19 protein-coding genes are annotated in these 26,594 nt (G+C 40.3%); 2 read left to right on the forward strand and 17 right to left on the reverse strand.

All coding sequences use genetic code 11. From position 1 onward, the window contains the following. Positions 1-13: 13 nt before the first annotated feature. Genes I7804_RS12065 through I7804_RS12075 form a run of 3 tightly spaced genes read right to left on the reverse strand, consistent with a single transcriptional unit; the run spans position 14 to position 4,097 of the window. Positions 14-1,126 (reverse strand): ABC transporter substrate-binding protein, encoded by a 1,113-nt coding sequence (locus I7804_RS12065; RefSeq protein WP_331477889.1) that lies wholly within the window; start codon positions 1,124-1,126, stop codon positions 14-16. A 15-nt stretch (positions 1,127-1,141) separates the two neighbouring features. Next, on the reverse strand, positions 1,142-2,758 hold the full coding sequence (locus I7804_RS12070) for a nitrogenase component 1 (protein ID WP_248403689.1): 1,617 nt from the start codon (positions 2,756-2,758) through the stop codon (positions 1,142-1,144). Continuing rightward, a complete protein-coding gene (locus I7804_RS12075) occupies positions 2,751-4,097 on the reverse strand; it encodes a nitrogenase component 1 (protein ID WP_027215634.1) in 1,347 nt (448 codons plus the stop codon). Before I7804_RS12075 ends, I7804_RS12070 begins: the two co-directional genes overlap by 8 nt. Before the next feature lie 725 nt (positions 4,098-4,822). On the opposite strand from I7804_RS12075, the gene I7804_RS12080 reads away from it, so the two are divergent. After that, complete coding sequence (locus tag I7804_RS12080; protein WP_022752779.1) at positions 4,823-5,146, forward strand: hypothetical protein; 324 nt, start codon at positions 4,823-4,825, stop codon at positions 5,144-5,146. A 426-nt stretch (positions 5,147-5,572) separates the two neighbouring features. On the opposite strand, the gene I7804_RS12085 is transcribed toward I7804_RS12080, so the two are convergent. The 12 genes from I7804_RS12085 to I7804_RS12140 form a co-directional block, all read right to left on the reverse strand. Further along, on the reverse strand, positions 5,573-6,610 hold the full coding sequence (locus I7804_RS12085) for a branched-chain amino acid aminotransferase (protein WP_022752780.1): 1,038 nt from the start codon (positions 6,608-6,610) through the stop codon (positions 5,573-5,575). A gap of 182 nt (positions 6,611-6,792) precedes the next feature. Beyond that, positions 6,793-8,271 (reverse strand): AI-2E family transporter, encoded by a 1,479-nt coding sequence (locus tag I7804_RS12090; protein WP_248403690.1) that lies wholly within the window; start codon positions 8,269-8,271, stop codon positions 6,793-6,795. A 19-nt stretch (positions 8,272-8,290) separates the two neighbouring features. After that, complete coding sequence (locus tag I7804_RS12095) at positions 8,291-9,106, reverse strand: Mrp/NBP35 family ATP-binding protein (protein WP_248403691.1); 816 nt, start codon at positions 9,104-9,106, stop codon at positions 8,291-8,293. Positions 9,107-9,120: 14 nt separating this feature from the next. Continuing rightward, the gene (leuD, locus tag I7804_RS12100) at positions 9,121-9,609 is read right to left on the reverse strand and encodes a 3-isopropylmalate dehydratase small subunit (RefSeq protein ID WP_022752781.1); all 489 of its coding nucleotides are present in this window, start codon (positions 9,607-9,609) and stop codon (positions 9,121-9,123) included. 104 nt (positions 9,610-9,713) lie between these two features. Beyond that, a complete protein-coding gene (leuC, locus tag I7804_RS12105; protein ID WP_027204247.1) occupies positions 9,714-10,979 on the reverse strand; it encodes a 3-isopropylmalate dehydratase large subunit in 1,266 nt (421 codons plus the stop codon). Beyond that, positions 10,976-13,459 carry a YfhO family protein gene (locus I7804_RS12110; RefSeq protein ID WP_248403692.1) on the reverse strand — a complete coding sequence of 828 codons (2,484 nt, stop codon included), beginning with the start codon at positions 13,457-13,459 and terminating at the stop codon, positions 10,976-10,978. The genes leuC and I7804_RS12110 overlap by 4 nt, the downstream gene beginning before the upstream one ends. 158 nt (positions 13,460-13,617) lie before the next feature. Then, positions 13,618-14,637 (reverse strand): ketol-acid reductoisomerase, encoded by a 1,020-nt coding sequence (gene ilvC / locus I7804_RS12115; protein WP_022752784.1) that lies wholly within the window; start codon positions 14,635-14,637, stop codon positions 13,618-13,620. Positions 14,638-14,866: 229 nt separating this feature from the next. Continuing rightward, positions 14,867-15,391 carry an acetolactate synthase small subunit gene (gene ilvN, locus I7804_RS12120; protein WP_022752785.1) on the reverse strand — a complete coding sequence of 175 codons (525 nt, stop codon included), beginning with the start codon at positions 15,389-15,391 and terminating at the stop codon, positions 14,867-14,869. 496 nt (positions 15,392-15,887) lie between these two features. Next, the gene (locus I7804_RS12125; RefSeq protein WP_248403693.1) at positions 15,888-17,870 is read right to left on the reverse strand and encodes a zinc ribbon domain-containing protein; all 1,983 of its coding nucleotides are present in this window, start codon (positions 17,868-17,870) and stop codon (positions 15,888-15,890) included. Positions 17,871-17,875: 5 nt separating this feature from the next. Further along, positions 17,876-18,373, reverse strand: coding sequence for an acetolactate synthase small subunit (gene ilvN / locus I7804_RS12130; RefSeq protein ID WP_022752787.1), 498 nt, complete (start codon positions 18,371-18,373; stop codon positions 17,876-17,878). A gap of 69 nt (positions 18,374-18,442) precedes the next feature. Next, positions 18,443-20,071: a biosynthetic-type acetolactate synthase large subunit gene (ilvB, locus tag I7804_RS12135; RefSeq protein ID WP_248403694.1), complete on the reverse strand. Its 1,629-nt coding sequence runs from the start codon at positions 20,069-20,071 to the stop codon at positions 18,443-18,445. 305 nt (positions 20,072-20,376) lie between these two features. Further along, positions 20,377-22,884 (reverse strand): homocysteine S-methyltransferase family protein, encoded by a 2,508-nt coding sequence (locus I7804_RS12140; protein ID WP_248403695.1) that lies wholly within the window; start codon positions 22,882-22,884, stop codon positions 20,377-20,379. Between the two features lie 809 nt (positions 22,885-23,693). Here I7804_RS12140 and I7804_RS12145 point away from each other — a divergent pair. Beyond that, the gene (locus tag I7804_RS12145) at positions 23,694-24,185 is read left to right on the forward strand and encodes a hypothetical protein (RefSeq protein WP_248403696.1); all 492 of its coding nucleotides are present in this window, start codon (positions 23,694-23,696) and stop codon (positions 24,183-24,185) included. Between the two features lie 487 nt (positions 24,186-24,672). Here the strand turns inward: I7804_RS12145 and atpC are convergent, their stop codons facing one another. Next, on the reverse strand, positions 24,673-25,101 hold the full coding sequence (gene atpC, locus I7804_RS12150) for an ATP synthase F1 subunit epsilon (protein WP_248403697.1): 429 nt from the start codon (positions 25,099-25,101) through the stop codon (positions 24,673-24,675). 84 nt (positions 25,102-25,185) lie between these two features. Further along, entirely contained in the window at positions 25,186-26,574 is a 1,389-nt protein-coding gene (gene atpD, locus I7804_RS12155; RefSeq protein WP_027204240.1) for a F0F1 ATP synthase subunit beta, read from the reverse strand. Positions 26,575-26,594 lie beyond the last annotated feature (20 nt).

The following is a 26,594-nucleotide window of genomic DNA, read 5'->3' on the forward strand; positions in this document are numbered from 1 at the left end:
ATAATCTTTTTTCTCAGGAATCGAACTCATTATAGATCTCAAGAAGAGTCTTGTAGTTCTCATTGTCAGGGTACTTGGTCAGTATCTGATCAAGAGCCTTCTTGTAAAGGTCAACATTGATAGCTTCTTCGATTCCGTCTGTGCTTGAAAGAGCCTGAGCTTCCAGTAGATACTGCGAAAAGTTAAGAACTTTCTGTCTTGCGGGATCAGGAACATATGCTGATGCAAAGTCGCCGTACAGGACGTCTCTAACATAATCCTCGTCCTGTGATGTAAGGTCTGTGAAGATTTTTATTGTTTCGTCAGGATTGGCCAGTATGAAATCATATGCTCTTATAACAGCTCTAAGATATGCTACAAGCTGGTCGCCTTTGGTATCTACGGCATTTTGTGTTGAACTTATGCGGCAGCACGGGTATGCATGCTCTATATCATCAACGTCTGTTATGAGTTCAAGGCCATAGTCAAGAGCTGTTCTGGCTCCGTCTGCAGTTATATATCCAACATCAGCTTCACCCTTGGATACAGACTGTATGATAGAGAGGTTATCTCCAAGATCAACAGATGATACATCCACATTGGAATCTATTCCAATCTCTGACAGATAGTGCCTTACAACGAAGTCACCTGTATAGCTTCTTCCGGTTGCCCAGGTTGCTCCTTTCCAGTTATTTAGATCCTTGAATTTGTCTGCATTTTCAGGCGTAGTGATTATGATACCTCCGGCCTGAGCAGATCCTCCTATGATCACAACTCCTCCTTCACCGTCTTCTATGGCCTGAATCGTGTTGGTGATGCCAAGGGGATTAACATCGATCTTGCCTTCCTGAAGGGCTACAAGTGAATCTGCCGAGCTTTGAAGATTCACAAGGTTGACATTGACTCCTTCCTCTTCAAAGAATCCCTTAACATATGCTATCGTGCTTAGGCTACTCTTAAATGATGTGGGAAAATAAGCTACGTTTAAAACTTCGCCTTCAGCTGAGGCTTTTTCTTCACCTCCTTTTCCGCATCCACTTAGAAGAAGCGATGCTGCAAGTATGGTAACAAGTATACTTTTTAAATATCTAAAACCTTTTTCATAATATCTCCTCTTTTGACTGTTTTTTATTATTTCTTTTACCAGACCTTTATAAGACCCTTAAGCAGGATTCTCCTCCTTGGCATATACTTCCGAATATGACTTACCTGTATTATTCTGCTTGAAGTCCGTTATATAGTGATAAGGATCCTTGAGATACCATTCCTTTCTAAAGGGAAGTTCTACATTATCTTTGAGATTTCTTGAGAACTTGCCGTTTGCAAGGGTTCTTTCAACTCTTCTTGCAACTTCAAATACGCCGTTATACCCAAAGTATGAAAAGTTTTCAGAAAATAAAGTCAAGGTTGGTATTCCGCTTTTTTCTACCCAGACGCCGGCTCCTGTATGGGTTATACACAGATCTGGTTTTAACCTTTTAAGAAGGTTCACAAGCTCTGATGCCTGTGTTGATACGCTGTTAGTAACATTGCCTATACGTTCTCTTACTTCCTTGAAAAGCTCATTCCCGAATTCGTCATAGTTAAAATGCCTGAAGCCAAGAACCTGAATTCCTATATCATTTAGAAGAAGGGCTGTTGAACCTATCCTTAAGTATCCTCCGCTTACAACGGCTGTTTTACCTTGAAGTCTATTCTTTATTGGCTCTACTGCCTTTAATACCTTCCTGCTTTCTTCTTCAATTAATTCTTCTGCCTCTTTTTCAAGGCCGAAAAATGCAGCTATATCTCTTATAAAGCTATTGGTTGAACTTATGCCGATGGGTATAGAAGGTGTTACGTAGGGCATACCGTATTTTTCCTTAAGGAATTCCACGAAATATATATCATGCACATGGCACAGGCACACGTTAAGGGCTGCATTCGTTACATCTTTAAGTTCTTCCGGAGAGTTATATTCGATAACAGTCCTCACATAGAGCCCTAGCTTATTCAAAAGACGTATCATCTCTTTTTCATCAAATGCTGAAATTGAGGATGCAACGTAGATGTTTACAGTCTTTTTCTTGCGCTCTTCAAGTTCTTTTTTCTGAGCAAGGTAATCAGGGCTGTTATGATCAAGTCCAAACTCGCCATCGTCATGAGTGAACTTGAAATTCCTAAGGACTCCGTGATATACCACGTCATATGCTGAAGTGAATACCTTGGCCATGAATCCGGGGCAATGGAGAGGAACGAGAATAGCCTTGGTCTCATCTCTGACAGAATCTATGATTCCTTCTATGTCATCGCCTATTACTCCGGGAGCACATGAATTCAGAATGAATATACAGGTGGGATTGTAAAGAGTGTCAGCCTTTTTGATTGCTGCCTTAAGAGGTTTCTCGCCGCCAAGTACTACATCATCCTCAGACATGTTACTACTAAGCCAGATAGCTTCCTCAGGATCAAGGCCTCTTTGCTTAAGTGCAAGCTTAAGCTTACTCTCCTGACTGTGATTTTGAGATCCGCACCCTATAGGTCCATGCATAATGATAACTGAGCCCTTGATGGACATAGACAGAAGCGTTGATACTGTGTTCTGGCAATAGATAGCCTGTGTAAAATCTCTGTTGCATTTCTTAAGGCACCCGCTGCAGGCTCCTGATAGCATATCATCAAGATTGCCGCCATAGGCATTTGTTGTATTTCTTGTATATTCTCTGCTTTTGGGCTCTCTGTTATCGAAATCATGCAGGAATTTATTTACATGGATTATATTTGTTTTTGTATCAGACAACTTTCTTGACCTCCCTTGTTAGCTGTGTATTAAGGATGCTCTCAAACAGCGCTCCTGCGCCTTTAAAGCCTGCAAATCCTTTATTTAATATGATGTTAAAAACGGGATAGCTTACAGGAAGAAGAACTCCGTTATATTCCTGAGCAAGCTTATAATCTATGGAACTTCCAAGAACCAGAAGCGGTGAAAGACGGTCTACATAATCCTCTGATTCCTCGTATGGGTGACGCTGTTCTATAAATCTTCTGATTGCTGTTGTATCCTGTTCGAAGATAAGTTCAGGCTTTTGACCAAAATCGTATTCGTCAAGCTTTGATGTCAAGAGCTCTTCTTTTTCCTGAGTTAGATGATCAGTGATAAAAATATACCTTGGAATATAACCGATCTCATTTTCAAGATAATTGGCATATGCAAATGCATCTGTACTGTTGGCGATAACTATTGCATAGCTCTGTGTATCAGTATCTGCAACATAATCTGCTATGCGGTCAAGGTAGCCGTAATAGCTTTTCTTCTCTTTATCCACAAGCTTTTTTATATCCCCTATAGAAAGAGAAAGAGCAGATCCTATGCTATATAGAAACTCTTTGGTTGCTTCCGCGCCTATAGGGAGATCTGTTACAAGATAATCTATGTCATGTACTCTCTTGGCTGTCCTTGCTGCTTTTATTCCGTACAATGGACTTACGACTATGTTAAGAACTGCACCTCCTGCGCTTAAGATGTTCTCATGGCTTTGATCGGGGGTAAGGAAAGTATTAACCTTAAGTCCAAGTTCTCTAAGAAGCCTTGCAATCTCTTCAAGATTCCCTCTAAAGTAGGGATCGTACCCGGGAACCTGTCCAAGGATATTCACAAGCTTTTCATCTTTTTTAGCCTTAGGGATATAATCTTCAAAAAGCGATGAAAATACTTCATCATATCCGTCATAAGCCTTGCCCTGAAAACCTCCTGTATCTATATATCTGACAGGGACATTATCAGGATTCTTGATATTTCTGATAACACTTTCAATATCTTCACCAATTATGTCCGTCATACATGCTGACAAAACCAGAAACAGGTCTCCTTTCATCACTTCAAGTGTTGAATTAATCTGTGTTTCTAGGCGCTTGGCTGCTCCGAATATGACTTCCTTCTCTCCTATGTTGGAACTTGGGATGCTGACACCGCCGCAGTATCCTGATCCCAGATGTCCTCCCAGATAGTAAGCATTGGACAGTCCTCCGCCGCATCCCTGTGCTCCATGTATGATTGGAACAACGCCGGGAAGCGAACTTATAGTAGCCAGTGCACCTCCAAGCATGCACGAATATCTTGGTCTTTCTATAGGCTGCATTTTATGATCTCCTTTTAAAATATTTCAGTTTGGGCGTACTGATATGTTCATACTGCCTTTACCAGAACATGTCAGTATATATGCCTTTGTTGTCGGTTATTATATGTGTCATACAAACAAGCCGTCTAATATGCGCTCTTTATAGCCTGCTATAGTCGGCCCTAAAAACCGCATAAAACAAGGCTTCCTTATAACAAGCCTGCATCTTATATTTATAAACTATACAAATGGTATTAGGGGGGCATGTATCCCGTTAGGGGAACAGAATTCATCCATTGGAGCTGCGCTGGCTGGGGGGAGTTTGAAAAGTATTTTCGCGTTCTTGAAGGGGTTATAGAATTCAAGGCATGTTATCCGGATATTTATATTCTAGGGTCTGAAACTCGCTTCGCTCAGACATGCAGACCCTAAGAAGAATATAAATATCCGGATAACACGCTCTTGAATTTAATAACCTCTTCAAAAGAACGCGAAAATACTTTTCAAACTCCCCCCAGCCAGTGCAGCTCCAATGGATGAATTCTGTTCCTCAAGGCTGACGGATACGTTATTGCGTGCTGTTTTGCACTTAATGATGTATTGGACAAGTTGATGTATTTTTAAAAAATTTTGAATGATTTTTTTGTGGAAAACTGTTGATTGATTTTCGTTTCTTGATAGATTATCATAATCTTCGGTTCGAAATGCAATGAAGTGATTATTTATGATTATGAAAGAGGAACATCATGACATCAAACAGACGTGACCTTATTAACGGTCTGGCTGCAGCCATGGGAGCAGGAACATTTGCAGCTACAACTTATGAAGGAACTAACAGATATGATAAAGGAACAGGAACATTTTACTGCAACGGCCATATCATAAGCCCAAGCATAGTCGAGAAAGCCAGTGAGTTCTTTGAAGCTAATTTAAAGCGCTGCGACAGAAGCACCTCTGAAGGCAACGAAATGTACCTGATATACGAAACCGCAGTAGAAGCCATAAAGCTCATGAGAACCACCAACGCAAACCAGAACTCTTCTATTGTTGCTTCTAACAAGGATCATTAAAACAGATATTCATAATATCTACTGATACAGTATTAAAGCTAAGAAAAAACTTAAACATGCGCTGCACATTGCGCTCTAAATAAAATGCTCTCCTAGGCCAAATCTGCCTACGAGAGCATTTTCAAACTTTCCAATTACGTAAAAAGATCCACCCCTTGTAGATATGCGATCATGGATGGTTTAAAAAGGATTTTCATGTCTTTTGAAGGTGTTATAAAATTCAAGAGCTTGATAGATGAAGTTTTATATTCTTCTTAGGGTCTGACTGTCTGAGCAAAGCGAGTTTCAGACCCTAGAATATAAAAGTTCATCTATCATGCCTTGAATTATAACAACTTCAAGATATGAAAAGACTTTTTAAACCATCCATGATTGCATATCTACAAGGGGTGGATCTCCCACTACGAAAGTGGAAAGTTCCCCTTCTTACTCTACTGGAATCTCGTGAATCCAGCCTTCGGGAGCTTCTACGCTACCCATCTGGATACCGGTAAGTGTATCATAGAGCTTCTTGATAACAGGTCCCATTTCATCCATACCGGAAGCAAAGCAGATCTCCTTGCCATGATCGTTGATCTTGCCAACAGGGCTTATAACAGCAGCTGTTCCGCACAGACCCATCTCAGTGAAGTTCTCTACTTCTGAAAGCTTAACAGGTCTTTCTTCTACGTTAAGACCAAGGATATCTCTTGCTACAGTTACAATAGATCTTCTTGTGATAGAAGGAAGGATAGAATCTGTATGTGACTTAGGAACCACAAGTCCACCATCCTTAGTAACGAAGATGATATTAGCTCCGCCAGTCTCCTCAATGTAAGTTCTGGACTCAGCATCAAGATATACATTCTCAGCAAAGCCTTCTTCATGAGCTGTTACGATAGCATGAAGACTCATTGCATAGTTAAGTCCTGCCTTGATATTACCTGTTCCGTGTGGTGCTGCTCTGTCGAAGTCAGAGATCTTAACTACGATCGGCTTAGCACCACCCTTGAAGTAAGGGCCAACAGGTGTACAGAAGATTCTGAACTGATATTCATCAGCAGGTTTAACACCGATTACATTGCCTGTAGCAAACATAACAGGACGGATATAAAGTGTAGCACCGCTTCCGTAAGGTGGAACCCAGTCCTTATTGGCAGCTACAACTTCCTCTACAGCCTTTAAAAATCTCTCTTCAGGGAACTGAGGCATCTCAAGTCTTGCAGCAGAATCCTTCATACGAGAAGCGTTAAGATCAGGACGGAAAGTGACTATTTTGCCATCCTTTGTCTCATATGCTTTAAGTCCTTCAAAACATTCCTGAGCATAGTGAAGAACACCTGAGTCCTCGCTTAATACAACCTTAGAATCTGTTGTTATCTCACCATCATCCCATTTTCCATCTTTAAAATTAGATACATATCTGTAATCAGTAGTTATGTAACTAAAGCCGATGTTGCTCCAGTCAAGTTCTTTCTTAGCCATTTCCTAATCCTCTTTTCTTATTATTTGCCTCCCGCATTATGACACAAGGTCATAATTGCATGCCTAAAAGCATTTATAAAAGCTTTTGACCTGTACAATTTTAACATGTTAAATTGATTAAATTTATTATAAGTCCAAATCAGAAGCTGTCAAGAATACAATCTTTTGCTCTTTTGGCAAAATTATTCTTGATCTTTTTTAACATCTGCACCCTCAGCATTTTTATTCTCAGTTTTGTCTTTAGACAAAGCCTTATCTTCCGTAACATGACTATGTTCAATAGGTAACTTGGTACCTGTTACGTTACTATCCTTGTGAGAGCGTTTATGTTCATCCTTATGTTTGGATCTAAAGATCCTGCTCCAGGAAGAGCCTGTTCTCTGGGCTCTGTATTTGGTGCTGTTGGGGTCTCCCAGATAATGAAACTTACCATCCTCTATATAGGCGGTATCTATATAAGTATCCTCATCTGTAGGAAGATTGTTCCTGCCAAGATAATAATCTGTAAGCCTTGAAATAAGCGCATAGATAACGGCAAATATCGGAACACCCAGTATCCATCCTGCAAATCCCCATACGCTTCCAAACAGCATGATAGCAAAAATAACCCAGAAGCTTGAAAGACCTGTAGAGTTTCCAAGTATCTTAGGTCCTATTATATTGCCGTCTATCTGCTGAAGTATTATGACAAATATAATAAATTCAAGTGCTGACAACGGATTTATGAGTATAAGTATAAGTCCTCCCAGAAAACCGCCTATATATGGTCCAAAGAAAGGAATTATATTAGTAACTCCGACAATCACTGCTATAAGCAAAGGATATGGGATGTCAAGTACCATACAGCCAATATAACACAGTATTCCAACGATTGTAGAATCCACTATCTTGCCAGTAATAAATCCAGTAAAAGTCGTATGAACAAGTCTTGAAGACGAGATAACCTCATTGGCAATATCCTCTCTAAAAAAGGCATATGCCATCTTCTTGCCTTTACCACAAAAGCCTTCCTTTGCATTAAGCACATATATAGCTACAATAAATCCAACTATCAGGTTGAAGAAAACATTTATAACATTAAGTGCCTGAACAGATACCGTAGAGATGATCTCTGATATATTGGGAAGGACTTTCTCTTGTATAAAATTGTTAACTCTGATATATATCTGATCTGCTACTGTATTAACCGTACTTATAGTTGCAGGATCAGATGATTCCATAAATCTGTTGATCGAACGGTCGATATTTCTATAGTACATAGGGATATTACGAATAATATCCCTTATACTCTGATAGATCTGAGGGATGATATAGTATAGAAAAGCCCAAACTACAAAGACTACCAGAGTCATGGTTATGATAATGGCGATATTTCTTATAAGCTGTTTCTGACGAAACTCACCATTCTCATCACGCTTTGCTCCGGCTTTCTCCCATATTTTCTCTAAGATCTTCTGCTCTATAAAATTAAGGATAGGTGAAAGGATATATCCTAGTACAAGGCCAGTAACAATTCCTTCCATACCATTAACTACAGAATGAATTCCGGATATAATATGCCCGCCCTTGAATATAACGTAATAAAGCAGCATTACAACAAGTGCAGTGATTATACCGGTGATACTCCATGTGATCTGGTCCTTATTAGGTCTGAATTTCAAATCAGTATCCCCCCATATCTTATTCTGAGAGAGCCTTAAGTCTGTATACGAGCTGATCAAGATCTTCTGACACTATATCCTCAACCTGTCCCTTATCGCAAAGTCCTGCAAATGAAGAATCAAGTGGAAGGCGACCGAGTATATCAATTCCCTTGGAAGCTGCATATGAATCTAGACTGCTTTCGCCAAAGATAGATATCATCTCGCCGCAATGAGGACACTTCATATAACTCATATTCTCAACAAGTCCGATGACAGGTATGTTCATCATCTTTGCCATGTTAACTGCCTTTTCTACGATCATAGCAACCAGATCCTGAGGAGTAGCTACTACAATGATACCGTCAACAGGAAGTGACTGGAACACTGTAAGCGGAACGTCGCCTGTTCCCGGAGGCATATCTACAAACATGTAGTCTACATCACCCCAGCAAACCTCTGACCAGAACTGCTTAACAACGCCTGCAATAACCGGACCTCTCCAGATAACAGGGTCTGTCTCATTCTGCATCAGAAGATTTATAGACATGATATCTATTCCCTTAGATGAAGAAGCAGGGATTATAAGTCCCTTCTCATTGACCTGCTTGACGCTTGATACTCCGAACATCTTAGGTATAGAAGGTCCTGTAATATCAGCATCCATGATAGCTGTCTTAAAACCTTCACGGTTCATAGCACATGCTGACATAGCTGTTACAAAGCTTTTACCAACACCGCCTTTACCTGATACTACGCCTATAACTTTCTTAACATGTGTTCCTTCAGCCGGATCCACTTTAAAATTCACAGGCTTTTTAGCCGCAAATTTTTTTCTTAATTCTTCGTCTGCCATGCAAACCTCCAAAATTATTTTGTATTAATATAATTTACGAGGCCTCCGAGGTCTATTATCTTCTGCATGAATTCAGGGAATGCCTGTCCCTGATATTTCTTGCCGGTGGTCTCATCAGTTATGATACCACTATCAAAGTCAATATTCACTACATCGCCGGAATTAATTTCTCTGGCTGCTTCAGGGCATTCAATTATAGGAAGTCCTATATTGATAGCATTCCTGTAGAATATCCTGGCGAAGGTTTCTGCTATAACACAGGATACGCCTGCAGCCTTAATAGCTATAGGTGCGTGTTCACGAGATGATCCGCAGCCAAAATTCTTATTGGCAACAATAATATCCCCTTCATTTACCTTGCTGACAAAATCCTTGTCGATATCTTCCATGCAGTGAGCTGCAAGGTCCTTTGGATCTGTATTGTTAAGATATCTTGCAGGTATGATAACGTCAGTATCTACGTTATCTCCGTATTTAAAAACTCTACCGTTTGCATTTTCCATTTTAACTATCCTCCAAAAAGGCTATATCAAAGCTATTTTTTTGATATCAAAGCGATATTTTTGATATCAAAGCGATATTTTTTATATCGCTGGTATTGAGATATTCAAAGTTCAGATGGCTGTGAGATCTTGCCTGTTACAGCACTTGCCGCTGCAACTTCAGGTGACGCAAGATATATCTCTGAATCAATAGCTCCCATACGTCCGACAAAGTTACGATTAGTTGTAGATACGCATCTTTCCTTGCTTGCCAAAACGCCCATATAGCCTCCAAGACAAGGACCACAGGTTGGTGTAGATATTACGGCACCTGCATTTATGAATATCTCAAGAAGTCCCTCTTTAAGAGCCTGCATATATATCTTCTGTGTAGCAGGAATGACTATGCATCTGACATTATCTGCAACATGTCTGTCTTTGAGAATAGCTGCAGCCATGCGAAGGTCAGATATACGTCCGTTGGTACATGAACCGATAACAACCTGATCTATCTCTATATCACCTATCTGGTCAAAAGTCTTGGCATTTTCCGGAAGATGAGGGAATGAAACTGTAGGTGTAAGTTTAGAAAGGTCGATCTCTATAGTCTTTACATACTCTGCATCAGGATCAGCTTCAAAGACTTCATATTCCTTGCCAGGTGCATGCTCTTTTAAGTATTCGATAGTTTTTTCATCAACAGGGAAGATTCCGTTCTTGCCGCCTGCTTCAATAGCCATGTTGGCGATAGTGAATCTGTCATCCATAGAAAGGCTCTTAACACCCTCTCCTGTGAATTCCATGGACTGATAGAGTGCTCCGTCTACCCCGATCATTCCGATTATGTGAAGTATGAGATCCTTACCTGATACATATTTGGAAAAAGATCCTTTGAGTTCAAATTTTATCGCTGAAGGAACTTTAAACCAGGCCTTACCGGTAGCCATACCGGCAGCCATATCAGTAGAACCCACGCCAGTTGAAAATGCTCCCAGTGCTCCATAAGTACAAGTATGAGAATCTGCACCGATTATCAGATCACCCGGAACAGTCAGTCCGCTTTCAGGAAGAAGGGCATGCTCGATACCCATTTTGCCAACTTCAAAATAATTAGTGATCTTGTTCTTTTTTGCAAATTCACGAACACATTTACAGTTTTCAGCTGACTTAATGTCCTTGTTAGGGACGAAATGATCCGGAACAAGCGCTATCTTGTCCTTATCAAAAACTCCATCTGTATTAAACTTCTTCATCTCGCCTATAGCAACAGGGCTTGTAATATCGTTGCCAAGAACAAGATCCAGATCTGCTTCAATAAGCTGACCAGCTACAACATGGTCAAGTCCTGCATGTTTTGCCAGGATCTTCTGGCTCATAGTCATTCCACTCATTGTGTAATCTCCTGATTCTTATTAAGATAACTAAAGCTAATGTATGAAATAAGTATTAATATTCCGATCACTGATATGCCAAGACCAAGGTATATACCTTTTGGCAGATATTTTACAGTTATAGTATGACTTCCCTTGCTCACCGGTATAGCCATAAGCCCGTAATCTGCTGTTATGATATCAACTTTCTTGCCATCGACAGTAGCAGTCATTCCCTCAACATTAGGGACTGAGAAAAAGACAAGCTCGTACTCTTTAAAATTCTTGGTGACTGCTTCAAATCCATTTTTGGTTGTAGTAAAAGCAGTACATGCAGATGCTCTTCTTTGATTGCACAAAGATCTGAACTGATATATATCAATCTCATCATTGGCAATGTCTGATGCACTAAGTCTTATCATGTTGCCATGATAGGTATTGGCTATCTCATCAGGAAGAATCAGAACTTTGACAAGAGATAGGTCATGATCTGAGGCATCTGCCGCGGTCCAGTCCGATTCTGATGTATAGTAGTCAAAGGTAAATCCCATCGGAATATAATTGGTATTTTCAAATAAGGTAAATCCGTTCATCTCTTCTAATGAGCTAACCTGCTCATAGTCAAGGGTACCTTCATTGTTCAAGAACTCATCATCGTCATTGATCCTTGAATTCTCAACATAATATCTTGCTGACAAAAGTGCTCTGAGTCCTGCTCTTGTCAGCGGCGAGTCAGATTCTACAGACCTTGTTATACCTGCTGCGCCTTCATAGAAATCAAATATCTGTGACGGAACTGTAGACAAAAAGCAGTGTATAGTCGGTATCCCCCATCTCATCTCATAATTGGTAGATGTGGAATCTGTCTCTATTCTGGAAAAAGAGCTTTCGTCTATAGTAGGCCTTGTATCGATCATCTGAAGCTTCCACTGCTCCATACCAAAATCACTTATAAGTGAGCTTCCATTGATAAGTATGATCATAGTACCGATACAACCTGCAAATACAGTTCCTGCAAAGGATAAGTTCACTCTGGTTTTTATTTTCCTTGATAAGAATACAATCAGTATAAGTATCGAGCAAAAAACAGCTGTTCCAAGAACGTCTCTCCAGAAGATATCACTGTTTGAGACCATCTGCATATAGACAATATTGCCATCATCATCTCTTGAAGGAAGTATAGCAATAATTATAAGCAGAAGGAACATGATGATCGTAGCAAGAGTTCCAGTTCGAAGATTCTCACCTCTATCCCTTTCTACCATCTCACAGGTCACAAGACTCATGATAAGTATGGGCATATAGAACCATCTTGCATAATACTGTGAGTTAAAAAGTGAAAAGGCCGAATTGAAAACAGGTATAAAAGCTATGATCAAAGATGCTATAAGCATCCTCTTCTTCCAGGAAGCCTGCCCCTTAAAAGCTCTAAAGTAAGCGATAACTCCTGCAAGTCCAAACATAGGAAGGTACACAGCAAGAGAAGCATTCTTGACAGTAGTTGTAAAAAACAGTGTACCTCTTCCGATGATATCAGGAAGCATTATCATACTCTTAATGATATCCCAGTACATATATCCGCTTGGATACACTACAATGTCGTATCCAAGGAGTATATTATCAAGTCTGCTGTTTCCGGCAACTCCGTTAAAAGCAAGTACCAAAAACAGTCCTGCTACCATAATACCGGTGATACCTGCAGTTATAAGTCTTATAAGATTCTTGCCGGTATCTGACATCTTCCTTCCGGGAACATATCTTAAGATAAAATAAAGTCCCAAAAAGATAACCTGACCAAAGAAGAAGTAATAATTAACAACGCTGCAGACACAGGTCATCACAGCAAAGAATATCCATCTGGACCTGCTGATCTTAAAGCCTTTTTGTCCGTTATCAAATGCACATAAGTTCTCAAAGGCAATCATTAAAAGTGGGAAAAAAGCTACAGCATCTGTAAAGTGGTTGAATACTATGTTAGTAGCATTGAAACCGCAAAAAGCAAAAAGTAACGCTCCAATCTGTGCTGCGCGATTGGTCCTTGTATATCTTCTCATATAAAGGAATGCATTGGCGGATGCTACGCCATACTTAAGCGCCATAAGATAAGGCATCATGTATGGAAGAAAACTTTCAGGAAAAGGAATTGTGATCCAGAAGAATGGACTCCCCATAAGATAGAAAGCAAGATCCGCAGTAAGATCTCCACCAAGATCCAGATTCCAGTTCCAGAACAGCTGTCCATTCCTTATAGCTCTGTGAGCCAGAATATAGAAAGGCACCTGTTGAACATTATAATCGCCGTAATAGAAAAAGAGTCCATTATGTTTAATAATGACATATAATGCAGCAAGCACATACATGAAAACGCCAAGGAAAAACATGCAAAACCACATCTTCACTTTGCCAAATTCCTTACTATGCGCTTTTACTTCTACTTTGTTGTCTTCTACTTCGTTTCTTACAACATTATTATTTTTGGAAATAATATCCTGCTTGTCCAATTGTATTCAGTCTCCCCTTAGATTACATATCAGATATTCAAAAAGCTATTTCATACAAAAAGTATATATCTCTGCTTTTTATTAAAGAGGTGTCACCATCAAGGTGCCACCTCTTTAGTTTATCGTAATCCTTAGACTTTTACAATGTAAGCCTTTTATTAGTTGTTAACAAGCTTGTCGCTTTCGTTGTTCCAGCTGTAAAGCTTTCTGATCTCTGCTCCAACAACTTCTGAAGGATGAGCTGCAGCTTTCTTCTTCATAGCCTGGAAGTGGATCTGTCCATTCTTCATATCCTGAATGAACTCTGAAGCAAATGTTCCATCCTGAATATCAGAAAGAACCTTCTTCATAGCTTTCTTGGTCTCAGGTGTGATGATCTTAGGACCTGTTACATAATCACCGTACTCAGCTGTATTAGAGATAGAATATCTCATTCCTGCAAAACCTGACTGATAGATAAGATCTACGATGAGCTTCATCTCATGGATACACTCAAAGTATGCATTTCTTGGATCATATCCAGCCTCTACAAGTGTCTCAAAACCTGTCTGCATAAGTGCGCATACACCGCCGCACAGAACAGCCTGCTCACCAAAGAGGTCAGTCTCTGTCTCTGTCTTGAATGTTGTCTCAAGGATACCAGCTCTTGCTCCGCCGATACCAGCGCCATATGCAAGTGCAAGATCAAGAGCCTTACCTGTAGCATCCTGCTCTACAGCTACAAGACAAGGTGTTCCCTTGCCTGCCTGATACTCAGAACGAACTGTATGTCCTGGAGCCTTAGGAGCGATCATTGTAACGTCTACATCCTTTGGTGGCTGGATGAGCTTGTAGTTGATGTTGAAACCGTGTGCGAACATGAGCATGTTGCCTGCTTCAAGGTTTGGCTCGATATCCTTCTTGTACATATCAGCCTGCTTCTCATCATTGATGAGGATCATGATTATATCAGCCCACTTTGCAGCATCAGCTGTATTCATAACTGTAAGACCCTGGGACTCAGCCTTAGCCTTGGACTTAGAACCTTCGTAGAGACCGATTCTTACATCGCATCCTGATTCCTTAAGGTTAAGTGCATGAGCATGACCCTGTGAACCATAACCGATAACAGCAATCTTCTTACCCTCAAGTAAAGAAAGGTTACAATCTTCCTGATAAAAAATTCTTGCTTCTGACATAATTAAATCCTCCATCTTTTTTATTAAATCGATCATTTTTAAACAATCGATATAGTTAACAATTTCATTGTTATATTTTAAATCAGATAATCCGCTTCAAATGCTGATCATTTGACTTTAATATCTTCATATATGTATCTGAAAACTTTTGATACTAACTGAACTTAGGATTATTCCATCAATACGAAATACCCTTATCAATGATTTGCTTATTTATAGAACATAAAGATCACTCGTCCAGATATACAACGCTATCGATGCCTCTACCAAGACCTGCTATACCGGTACGTGCAAGCTCAAGGATCGTATATCCGTCCAGAAGTCTCAAGAATGCTTCGATCTTGTCCTGGCCACCTGTTATCTCGATGATAAGGCTGTCATTGGATACATCTACTATATTGCCACGAAATACATTGGCCATCGTAATGATCTGCTGTCTTTGAAGAGCGTCAGCCTTAACTTTGACAAGAGCAAGTTCTCTGTATACAGAGTCTCCCGGTTTAAGTTCATGTATATCTCTTACATCTACCAGCTTAGCTACCTGCTTCTCAATCTGCTCCAGAATATCGTCATCACCTGATGCTACGATTGTAATCCTTGTAAAACGAGGATCTGCTGTAGTACCGGCTGTGATACTCTCAATGTTATATCCTCTTCTTGAGAAGAGACCGGATATCCTGCTAAGGGTTCCTGATGTGTTATCAACAAGAAGTTGGAACACCTTTTTATATGTCTTAACTTCAGTATCTGCCATGTCTCTTTACCTCTTTAAAGTGTAAAATTTTTAGTTCAAATCCGGAAAATTTTGAATCCCCAAACATCAATTTAGGTCAATTATATCCGTGCAATTTTAACGCGTCAACATGAAGAATTTAATGAATTTTGCATTACAAAATTAATGTTAACGTATTACCGTTATATTTTCAACATTCACCGGCCAACTTATTGTCTTGCATTACATTATCACTTTAAACCACAAAAGTCAACAGTGTTATACTACGATCTTGCATAATTTCTTATGCTGCAGGCCGGATCTTTTTCCATTTTATAATACCAATAGTTAAAGTCAGAATTTGCATATACCCTTGCATTAACAGATATTTCGAATATGCTGATATAAAAAACGCTCTTGCCACATTTTAAATGACAAAAGCGCTTTTTATTATTAACATTATGCAAGGTTATATGAGGCTAAAGTATCTTTGAACACTTATACGATCCTCATCCCTTGGTTCTTACATTATAAAATCTTAGAATTCCAGCGATTCAAGAAGATGGTAATACTGTGCAAGATATTGAGAGTTTTCAATATCTTCTGATGCATATATTACTACTCCAAGTCCTGAACCACCGGTCTCAAATACCATAACATCCATATCAAGAGATGTACCGCTTTCTGTTATAGTACCTCTTACATTCTCGGCATATCCTCCGTTTACAGTTCCTTTTTTGATATCATCTGATGAAAGATCATATGAATCGCAAAGTGTAAGCACAGATTCATGTATAGCAGCCTTCTTCTGAGAGTCTGACAAACTTGACATATCTATATCCTGATACATGACAAGAAGAACTGTCGTCTCATTAGCATCCGGAACATAGACATAGCCTGAATAACCGCCAAAATCCATCTCAGTTCCTTCCCAATCTTCAGGGACTTCGTAAGTAAGTGCACCAAAACTATCCTCTACATATTTTGTATCATCATTTTTGGTAACATCATCATCTGTATCAGTAAAGTCATCGTCAGAACCTGAATCTCCAAAATTGCCTTCTTCTAACATAGCGTTTGCATACATTGTGATGCTGAAATTTTCATTCTCAGATTTGTCTGCAAGATCTTCGAAGTCAGGATCAGGTGTTGCTCCGGTATCAAAACTTGTAAATTCAAGACTATAGGTGAGAGTATCAATTTCAAATTCAAAATCTTCAGCTCCGGTATAGTTATTAAGAGACTGTGCCAGGGATGTTCCATCTGAATCTGTAAATTCAGTATCTACCTGTACTATCTGCGCATCTTTAGTTGATACATAGATAGTTACTGTACATAGATCAGATTCACCATTGTATATTCCTGTAACAGGTGTAAATACACCACTTATTCCGCCTTGATCGTATGTATCTTCGCTTACATATACATAGCACTCTGTGCCACCGATGTCCTTGGTCTCATCCTGAAGCTTAGCCTTATACAGATCATAATCTGTAAATCCTAAAACAGTATCAACCGTATCACTTTCAGTAGCCTGAAACTTGTCTCCGGACTCATATTCAATACTTGTAATAAACTCTCCGGAGAAATCGCCCCTGTTTACATAAATAGTTTCTGAGGATTCATCTCCAAAAATATCTCTTGTTACAGTACCGACTGACATTTCTAAAATATTTGCATCGGGGTCTTTTGAATCTACGTCAAAGTCTGTAATGATATCAAATTCACCATTTTCTGTAATGGTTCCGGATATACCTTCATCAGGAGCTTCTACATTACAGATAAGCTCATAAGTGAAATAGCTATTATAATCCTTGGCCTTGGACAGATTCTCACAGGCGAGCTCTAAAGCATTTTCTCCGGTGATCTCTTCTTCATCATCACTGGCAGCTGTTGTAGAAGCTGTAGCAACATCATCATCTTCTGTTGATGTAGATGCAGCTACTTCATTGTCTTTCTTGTCATCATCGTCTTTATCATCGGATTTATTGGTTGTGAAATAATGATAAGCTACTGCTGATGCGCCAATCACAAGGACTAATACAACAGATACTATAGCTGCTATAATGCCCTTTTTGCTCTTCTTGGGAGGCTGAGCGCCCTGCTTCATATTGACATTAGCATAGCCTCCATACTGCTGATTGGTCGTATACTGCTGATTAGGATTATAAAACTGGTTATTATCAAACTGACCGCCGCTATACTGGCTGTTTCCCATCTGAGCACCGTTATACTGGCCGGTTCCATTTTGACCGCCATACTGATTTCCAGCTGTCTGATTCGTCCCCTGACCTTTACCAAGAGGATCATATCCGCCAAAACTCTGATTATCAGTATTCCCCGCATAAAAAGCTGTGCCATTACCGGCTTCGTTGCCGGAAGATGCGTTACTAGCGCCCGCTTCAACATTCTCCCCTACTACAGAAGATCCCCCTTTAAGTTCTTTGGCAATATCTGCTCCGCAAAAGCCGCAGAACTTGCTTCCATCCGGAAGTTCTTTACCACAATTTGGACAAAACATTGTTGTTACTTCCCTCCATTCTCATTTTCAATGCATTTTGTCAAGGCAAGAGTTCCGGTACGTGCTACTTCCACGATAGAAATACCTCTAAGCATGGACAATAGAAGCTGTGAACGCTCCGGAACATCACAGATCTGGATCATCATATAAGACCTGGACATATCCACGATCTGCGCCTTCATAATTTCACAGTTTTCTATTATATCACGTCTATTTGATTTATTGTACTTAACCTTTATGAGCATAAGCTCTCTACTGATGGACGATGGTTCATCGAAAGTTTTGACCTTGATTATGTCGAGCTTTTTATTGAGCTGCTTCTCAACCTGCTCCAGGATTGCCTTGTCACCACTTGATACAATGGTCATCCTTGAAACAGTCGGATCTTCGGTTTCGCCAACAGTAAGTGAATCAATGTTAAAAGATCTTCTTGAAAAAAGACCCGCTACTTTGGATAGTACTCCTGTCCTGTTTTCAACAAGAACTGAATATATCTTCTTCATATGCATTATCCTTCCTGATGATCTATGATCCTTAAAATCACATTCACAAATCAGCACCAGTACATAGGATCAGCCCTTGGCAAGATCCATAGGATCTGTCAGAACCTCCAGAAGCACTGCGTGTTTATTCTTTAAAAATAGTCCTATCTCTTTATCTATATCACTGCTTCCGTCAATTACCTGATAGTCCATACCATAAGCCTTGGCGATCATATCAAGATCAGGCTTGCCTGCAATATCAACCATGGCATATCTGTCTTTGTATGAATAATGCTGGTATTCACGTACCATTCCAAGGTAATTGTTCCTAAATACTATGATCTTGAGAGGAACATCCTGCTGAGCCATTGTAGCAAGCTCCATCATGGACATCTGGAATCCTCCGTCTCCGCAGGAAGCTACTACTTGACGCTTACTATCTGCAAGTTTTGCTCCAAGAGCTGCAGGAATAGCATATCCCATAGTTCCCATACCGCCGCTTGTCATAAATCTCTGATGTTCTTTGATCCTGAAGAAAGCTGTAGCCCAGATCTGGTTCTGACCTACATCTGCCACAAATACTCCATCGTCTTCCATGGCTTTTGCCAGTTTTCCAAGAAATTCTCTAGGATCTACGAACTCTTTGGCTATTTCAGGTCTGTGGTCAGGATGCTCTTCTTTGTACTGGGTCAGGAATTCAATCCATTCCTTGTGGTCTCCTGCATTTATATCAATTGTATTGAGCTTTGTAAAAATATGCTTAAGATCACCAACAAGAGGAATGGTAGGACCGACATTCTTACCTATCTCAGCAGGATCAACATCTATATGTATAAGAACAGTATTGTCAGTGATAAGTTCAGGTCTGTTAACTGCTCTGTCTGCAACACGGGCTCCTACCATAAGGACAAGATCAGAATCCTTAAGTGCCTTGTTGGCATAAGCTCTTCCGTTATTGCCAACCATACCAAAATATAAAGGACTGTCATTGGTAATCGTTCCAAGGCCCATCATGGTAGATACAACAGGAATCTGGCACTTGTCTGCAAATTCGCGTATCTGCTTTGCCGCATCAGAAAGATGAACTCCGCCTCCTACGCACATTACAGGCTTTTTGGACTTTTCGACTTCCTTGACTAGCTTCTTGATCTGAGCCATATTGCCATCAACTGTTGGCTTGTAAGTTCTCATATTAACAGTATCAGGATAAGCGAATTTACTGATCTGAGCCTGTTGTATATCAATAGGAATATCAATAAGAACAGGACCCTTTCGTCCGGAATTGGCTATATAAAAAGCTTCTTTGAATATCTTGGGGATGTCATTAACATTCCTTACAAGATAACTGTATTTGACAAAAGACTCTACAGCGCCTGTTATATCAGCTTCCTGAAATACATCAGAGCCTATCATGGAACTATTGACCTGGCCGGTTATCGCTATAAGCGGTATGCTGTCAGCAAAAGCCGTAGCTATACCTGTTATAAGATTGGTAGCACCTGGGCCTGATGTAACAACACAGACTCCCGGCTTACCGCTGATACGAGCATAGCCACTTGCACAGTGAGCAGCGTTTTGCTCAGTACGTATCAGAACGGATTTTATATCTGAACTTGCCAGACTGTTAAAAAACGGAGCTATAGCAACTCCCGGATAGCCGAACAAAATCTCAACATTTTCTTTTTTCAAACATTCAACTATTGCATCTGCACCTATCATGTAGTAGCCTCCTTATTGTTTGATGAGGGGTGTATTTCCATGTACGGATACAAGGATGTATCTAGTACATGTATAGAAATACAGGGATGTATTTCTATGTACGGATACAGGATGTATCTAGTACATTCTCAGAAATACATGGATGTATTTCTATGTACGGATACAGGATGTATCTAGTACATTCTCAGAAATACATGGATGTATTTCTATGTACCAATTATATATCAAAACAATTGATTATATTTATCTAGTTAAAACTATTTATCGTCAAATTTTAGTCTATATTAAACGTCATTCAAAAAAATTCAGGATTGTCCAATAAGTTCATTTACAACTCTCACACAGTCTGCAGCATCAGGCGAATATCCGTCAGCCCCAATCTCTTTGGCATAATCTTCTGTAACGCAGGCGCCTCCTATTATGATCTTGGCTTTACATCCTTTTTCTTTGGCAAGTTCTATGACAGTCTTCATCTCGACCATAGTAGTCGTCATAAGTGCACTAAGAGCTATCACTCCGGCATTTTCTTTAATGGCAGTATCTATGATGAGCTCTGACTCAACATCTTTGCCCAGGTCTATGACCCTATATCCGCAGTTACCAAGCATAAGAGATACAAGGTTCTTGCCTATATCATGAACATCGCCATGCACGGTTGCTATTATAATCGTGCCTTTGGGTTCCTGCCCTGCTCCACTTTGTTTAAGAAGAGGTTCCAGTACTGCTATAGACATCTTCATAGCTTCAGCACTTGCTATAAGCTGCGGGAGGAAATAAGTACCCTTGTCAAACTTAGCGCCAACATCATTGATAGCCGGCATAAGTACATCATTTAGAATCTTGGACGGATCGCATCCTGCTTCAATCGCTGACTGGGTATTTTTTTCAATCTTCCTTTTATTGCCAGACAAGACATCTTTATAAAGTATGTCCATACTACGCTTAACAGGATCATCGCTCTGGGCTTCAGTTGAGCCGAGAGCATCCTGAGATTGCTTACCTGCTCCTGTAGATATGCTTGATGATAATTTACCGGCATCGCCGTCATATCGCTGCATTCTATTTATATATCTAAGGTCAGATTCTTCTTTATGCTTAAGAAGGTCTGATGCAAATGCTGCATTGACAAGAAGTTCCTGAGACGGATTAGAGATCGCCATTGTAAGGCCTCTGTCAATTGCCATAGTCAGAAATGCTGTATTTATAAAACTCCTCTGAGGAAGTCCAAATGATATATTGGAAAGTCCGCAAATGGTTGCATAGCCGTTCTCATAGCACCACTGTATAGTTTCAAGCGTCTTAATAGCAGCTTCGGGATCTGCACCAACAGTAGCTACAAGACCGTCAACAACTATATCTGATTTGGTAAGCCCGTATGACAATGCCATATCTGTGAGTTCTTTGATGTTAGCTATCTTCTCTTCAATAGTTGTAGGAATTCCGTCTCTGCCAACAGGAAGGAGTATGAACATCGCTCCGTATTTCTTGGCAAGAGGAAGACATCTTTCGGCCTTGCCCTCTTCTAGAGATATAGAATTAATGAGTGCTCTTCCGGGATACCATCTAAGAGCTTCTTCCATAACATCTACATTACTTGAATCGATGCATATAGGAAGAGATGTAAGCTGAGTTACTTCCGAAAGTACCTTCATCATCATCTCATGCTCATCGATTCCGCTCATACCTACATTAACATCCAGGATAGCAGCGCCGTCCTCTTCCTGCTGAGCTGTAAAGTCGCAGACCATATCAAGTGAGCCTTCACGAAGCTGGGCCTGAAGCTTCTTCTTACCGGTAGGATTGATTCTCTCACCTACTATCATAAAGGGATCATTTAAGGAAAAAGAAAGAAGCTCTCTTTCGGAAGTAAGACGCCTTATATTCTTATCGCCTCTCTTTAAAAGATTGCCTTCTAAGTCCCTTGCACTACTAAGATCAAAGTCAGCAAACTTATCTTTTAGCGCTTTGATAAAATCAGGACTTGATCCGCAGCATCCGCCTATAATACTGGCTCCGCTATTTAAAAGAAGTTCCATATCTGTGGCAAATTCAGAAGGCTTCATATCATATATGGTCTGTCCGTCTACAACAGATGGCATGCCGGCATTGGGCTTAGCTATAATAGGTATAGTTGTAACTTCTGCCATCTTCTTAATAACAGCAGCCATCTTGTCAGGACCGGTAGAACAGTTAGCACCAACAGCGACTGCTCCAAGGGACTCCAGCACCACTGCAGCGCATTCCGGTGTTGTACCATAAAGAGTCTTGCCATCGCCTTCAAATGTAAGAGTGACCATAACAGGAAGATCAGACACTTCCTTGGCAGCGATCATTGCTGCCCTGCACTCCTGAAGGCTCATCATAGTCTCTACAACCAGAAGATCCACTCCTGCTTCATCTAATACTTTGATCTGTTCTTTATATACATCTATCAGTTCCTCAAAAGACAGATCGCCTACAGGCTGAAGCTGGCGGCCTGTCATTGTGATATTGCCTGCTACAAGAGCTTTACCTTCTACTGCTTCTTTGGACAGCTGTACGAGCGCAGTATTCATCTCTACAAGCTTATCTTCAAGTCCATATTCTTTTAATTTGATCCTTGATGCTGTGAATGTGGGAGCATAGACTATATCACTTCCTGAAAGAGCATATCTTCTCTGAAGATCTATCATGACATCGCGGTGCTTAAGAATCCAGTCCTCAGGACATACACCTGCGGGCATGCCGGCTTTCATGAGATTGGTGCCTGTTGCACCGTCAAGAAAAACAGGATGATTATCTTTAAATAAATCTAAAAACTCTTGCCTAGTCAAAAATGCCTCCTATCCAAAACGCTTTACTGCGTTAATTTACGATATTGGTATTATCCTATCACAAGCGCTTATAAACTACAACTGCAAAGTTTGTTACGACAGAGGTTCATGCGACGAATTGCGGATTTTAAAATATAATCATAAGCCTCATGTGAAAAATATCCTGATTATTCTAAGGGACTTATCCGCTTCCGTGGACATGCTATACTGCAGCTCCTAAGTCCCTAAGAATAATCAGGATATTTTTCAAAATCGGCTTATGATTATATTTTAAAATCCGCAATTCTGAGGAAGACTCATGTACTATGTACAATTAAAAACTGTTCTGAATAAAGCTTAACGCTATAAAATATATTCTTTTAGTATATATTATATTTATTACCAGAAATCTTATATAGTAAGATAACTTGTATATACTCTCCAATGGGAGTATATACAAGATGTTTTCGTTTTATATAGGACATATGCATAATAGGGCTTTTTTCATTGCTCTTTCAGAGCTTACGTATTAGAATTAGTTCTGTGGTTTATTTACTAATTAACAAACTCAGTTCGTATACTTATTACGTATGTCTAATTATATATGGCGTAAACTTATATAATGAGGTAGGTGTCAAAAGATCCTTTTGACACCTTATGACTAACGGATTGTTCCGTTTCTTCGAAACTCTCACAATCCTAAAACATTCGCAAATCCGCACTACGTGCTACTTTGCTCATGTTTTGCGGGTCATATAATACTATGTCACTAATCTGAGTTTAGAAACCGAGAGGAATTAGAATTGAAGAATATCAGAAATAAAGTTTTAATGTTTTTAGTATTATCTATTGTTAGTGTTAATATTTGTGCTTGCAGCAAAAATGATGAGCTTGCTGTATATAAGACTAATATGGAGTCTTTTTTTACAGAAGTTTCAAGTTGCAATGATGCTATGAACAGTATCGATCCTAATGCGGATGATGCACCTTCTCAGCTTCTAACTTATATAGACAAGCTCAATGAAGATTTCAGTCTTATGGCATCATATGATGTACCAAAAGAATTCAAGGCAGCAGAGGCGCTTGCAGATGAAGCTGCTGACAATATGACCAAGGCAGCACTATCCTATCACGAAGCCTACGATGGGGAGTTTAATGCCGATGCAGAATCGACTGCAAGTCAGTACTACGAGAGGGCTTTTGTAAGAATCCAGTACATAGTGACCATACTTCATGGAGAAATTCCGGAAGGTGACGGCGTTACAGTTACGACTCAGGAAGCCGGTCAGATCGATCCTATCGAGGAAGAAACTGCAGAATAATTTTATATTTCGATTATTGTCTGTGACAATCTCTGAAACTTTCCACTTGGTCGGTGCAGTAATCTCAAAGCTTTTGGCAGGGTTATGGGGCTCCGAGCGGGTAGAATATAAATCAGTGCCACGTTTTTAATTGTTTTATAAAATTCATGAGCGTGATAGATGGAGTTTTTCATTCTGCAAGGGGGCCACCTGTTTGAGCGAAGCGAGTTTGGCCCCCAGAATGAAAAGCGACAGCTATCATGCTCTGTTACAGGATGTAACTAGACATGTATAGAAATACATGGATGTATTTCTATGTCCCTGAATTATAAAACAATTAACAGCGTGGCACTGATTTATATTCTACCCGCTCGGAGTCACATAGCCCTGCCAAAAGCTTTAAGATTACTGCACCGACCAAGTGGTAGCACAGCTACTTCACCACAATAAAAAACTGCAAGAACAGAAGACTATTCTTGCAGTTTACATTTATGTTATAAGTATCGCTTTAGTCAAGGCCACCGATCTTCTTTTTGGAAGCTTTAAGTCTTGAAAGTGCTCTGGCCATTGCAGCCTGAGACATCTTGTATTCTGCAATGGAATTCCTCTGGCGCATGCGCTCTTTGGCAATCTCCAGTGCTTCTTTGGCTCTGTTGACGTCGATGTCTTCCGGTCTTTCTATGGTATCTGCAAGTACGAGGCATCTGTTATTAGCAAACTGAACAGAGCCGTTACCGCATACACCCACGACCACTTCACCGTTAGGTTTGGTGATCCTGATCTCTCCGGTATATATAGCGATCCACATCTCCTCATGATATGGCTGGATACCCATCTCACCATCTACACAAGGAAGCGTGATACTACAAGCTCTTCCGTCAAAGAATATGCCGTTTATTGACATGACCTGCAGGCCAAATGTATGTACATCTGCCATATCTAACTCCTGTTACCACCGGATAATGCATATATACTGTCTCTTATAGTTTATATACTAAAACTATGATAAGAAACAATCACATCAGCTAAGTGACTTAGCCTTTTCTACAACATCATCAATCTTACCAACATTGAAGAATGCTGCTTCCGGATAATTGTCCATCTCTCCGCCTACTATAGCTTCGAATCCCTTGATGGTCTCGTCAAGTGTTACATACTTGCCCTGAACGCCTGTGAACTGCTCTGCTACGTGGAAAGGCTGAGATAAGAATCTCTGAATCTTACGTGCTCTATAAACTGTCTGCTTATCATCTTCGCCAAGTTCTTCCATACCAAGGATCGCGATGATGTCCTGAAGCTCTTTATACTTCTGAAGCATCTCAGTTACTTTACGTGCTATGTTATAGTGTCTTTCTCCAACTATATCAGCTTCAAGGATACGGCTTGATGATTCAAGAGGATCAACAGCCGGATAGATACCCTGCTCTACAATCTTACGAGACAGAACCGTCTGCGCATCAAGGTGAGCGAAGGTTGTTGCAGGAGCCGGGTCTGTAAGGTCATCTGCAGGAACGTATACAGCCTGAACGGATGTAACAGAACCGTTCTTGGTAGATGCGATTCTCTCCTGAAGTGAACCAAGGTCTGTAGCCAGTGTCGGCTGATAACCTACGGCTGAAGGCATACGACCAAGGAGTGACGAAACCTCAGAACCTGCCTGTATGAATCTGAAGATATTATCTATAAACAAAAGCACATCCTGATTCTTAACATCACGGAAATACTCTGCCATTGTAAGTCCAGTCTCAGCAACACGCATACGTGCTCCCGGTGGCTCATTCATCTGCCCGAATACCAGGGCTGTCTTTGAGAGAACCCCTGATTCCTTCATTTCAGACCAGAGGTCGTTACCTTCACGGCTACGTTCTCCTACACCTGTAAAGATAGAATATCCGCCGTGCTCTGATGCAACGTTCTGGATAAGTTCCTGAATAAGGACAGTCTTACCAACACCGGCACCTCCGAAGAGTCCGACTTTACCACCTTTTGAATATGGAGCCAGAAGGTCGATAACCTTGATACCTGTCTCAAGGATTTCTACTACAGGACTTTGCTCTGAAAGTGGAGGAGCTTCTCTGTGTATAGACCAGTGCTCTCCATGCTCAAGAGAAGGGCCGTTATCAATGGTATCGCCTGTAACATTAAAGAGTCTTCCAAGAGTATCATCACCAACAGGTACCTGAATAGGAGCCCCTGTAGGATGAACTACCATATCCTTGGAAAGTCCCTCAGATGCAGCGAGCATAATACATCTTACTGTATTATCACCAATGTGCTGGGCAACTTCCATTACGCATTTTTTATTGTTGTTAATAACTTCAAGAGCATCGTCGATATGCGGCAGATCAGAATCCTGAAACTCTACATCGACAACAGGACCCATGACCTGTACTATTCTGCCATCTTTCACTTTGCACCTCTTTTACTACT

Origin of the sequence: Butyrivibrio fibrisolvens (genome assembly GCF_023206215.1) — a bacterium.
Taxonomy (GTDB): Bacteria; Bacillota; Clostridia; order Lachnospirales; family Lachnospiraceae; genus Butyrivibrio; species Butyrivibrio fibrisolvens_C.

What these genes read in the sequence shown, in the direction of transcription:
- I7804_RS12075 (WP_027215634.1), bottom strand. Translation starts at nt 4,097, where the DNA reads ATGCAGCCTATAGAAAGACCAAGATATTCGTGCATGCTTGGAGGTGCA.
- I7804_RS12080 (WP_022752779.1), top strand. Translation starts at nt 4,823, where the DNA reads ATGACATCAAACAGACGTGACCTTATTAACGGTCTGGCTGCAGCCATG.
- I7804_RS12085 (WP_022752780.1), bottom strand. Translation starts at nt 6,610, where the DNA reads ATGGCTAAGAAAGAACTTGACTGGAGCAACATCGGCTTTAGTTACATA.
- I7804_RS12095 (WP_248403691.1), bottom strand. Translation starts at nt 9,106, where the DNA reads ATGGCAGACGAAGAATTAAGAAAAAAATTTGCGGCTAAAAAGCCTGTG.
- leuD (WP_022752781.1), bottom strand. Translation starts at nt 9,609, where the DNA reads ATGGAAAATGCAAACGGTAGAGTTTTTAAATACGGAGATAACGTAGAT.
- leuC (WP_027204247.1), bottom strand. Translation starts at nt 10,979, where the DNA reads ATGAGTGGAATGACTATGAGCCAGAAGATCCTGGCAAAACATGCAGGA.
- ilvC (WP_022752784.1), bottom strand. Translation starts at nt 14,637, where the DNA reads ATGTCAGAAGCAAGAATTTTTTATCAGGAAGATTGTAACCTTTCTTTA.
- ilvN (WP_022752785.1), bottom strand. Translation starts at nt 15,391, where the DNA reads ATGGCAGATACTGAAGTTAAGACATATAAAAAGGTGTTCCAACTTCTT.
- I7804_RS12125 (WP_248403693.1), bottom strand. Translation starts at nt 17,870, where the DNA reads ATGTTTTGTCCAAATTGTGGTAAAGAACTTCCGGATGGAAGCAAGTTC.
- ilvN (WP_022752787.1), bottom strand. Translation starts at nt 18,373, where the DNA reads ATGAAGAAGATATATTCAGTTCTTGTTGAAAACAGGACAGGAGTACTA.
- ilvB (WP_248403694.1), bottom strand. Translation starts at nt 20,071, where the DNA reads ATGATAGGTGCAGATGCAATAGTTGAATGTTTGAAAAAAGAAAATGTT.
- I7804_RS12145 (WP_248403696.1), top strand. Translation starts at nt 23,694, where the DNA reads ATGTTTTTAGTATTATCTATTGTTAGTGTTAATATTTGTGCTTGCAGC.
- atpC (WP_248403697.1), bottom strand. Translation starts at nt 25,101, where the DNA reads ATGGCAGATGTACATACATTTGGCCTGCAGGTCATGTCAATAAACGGC.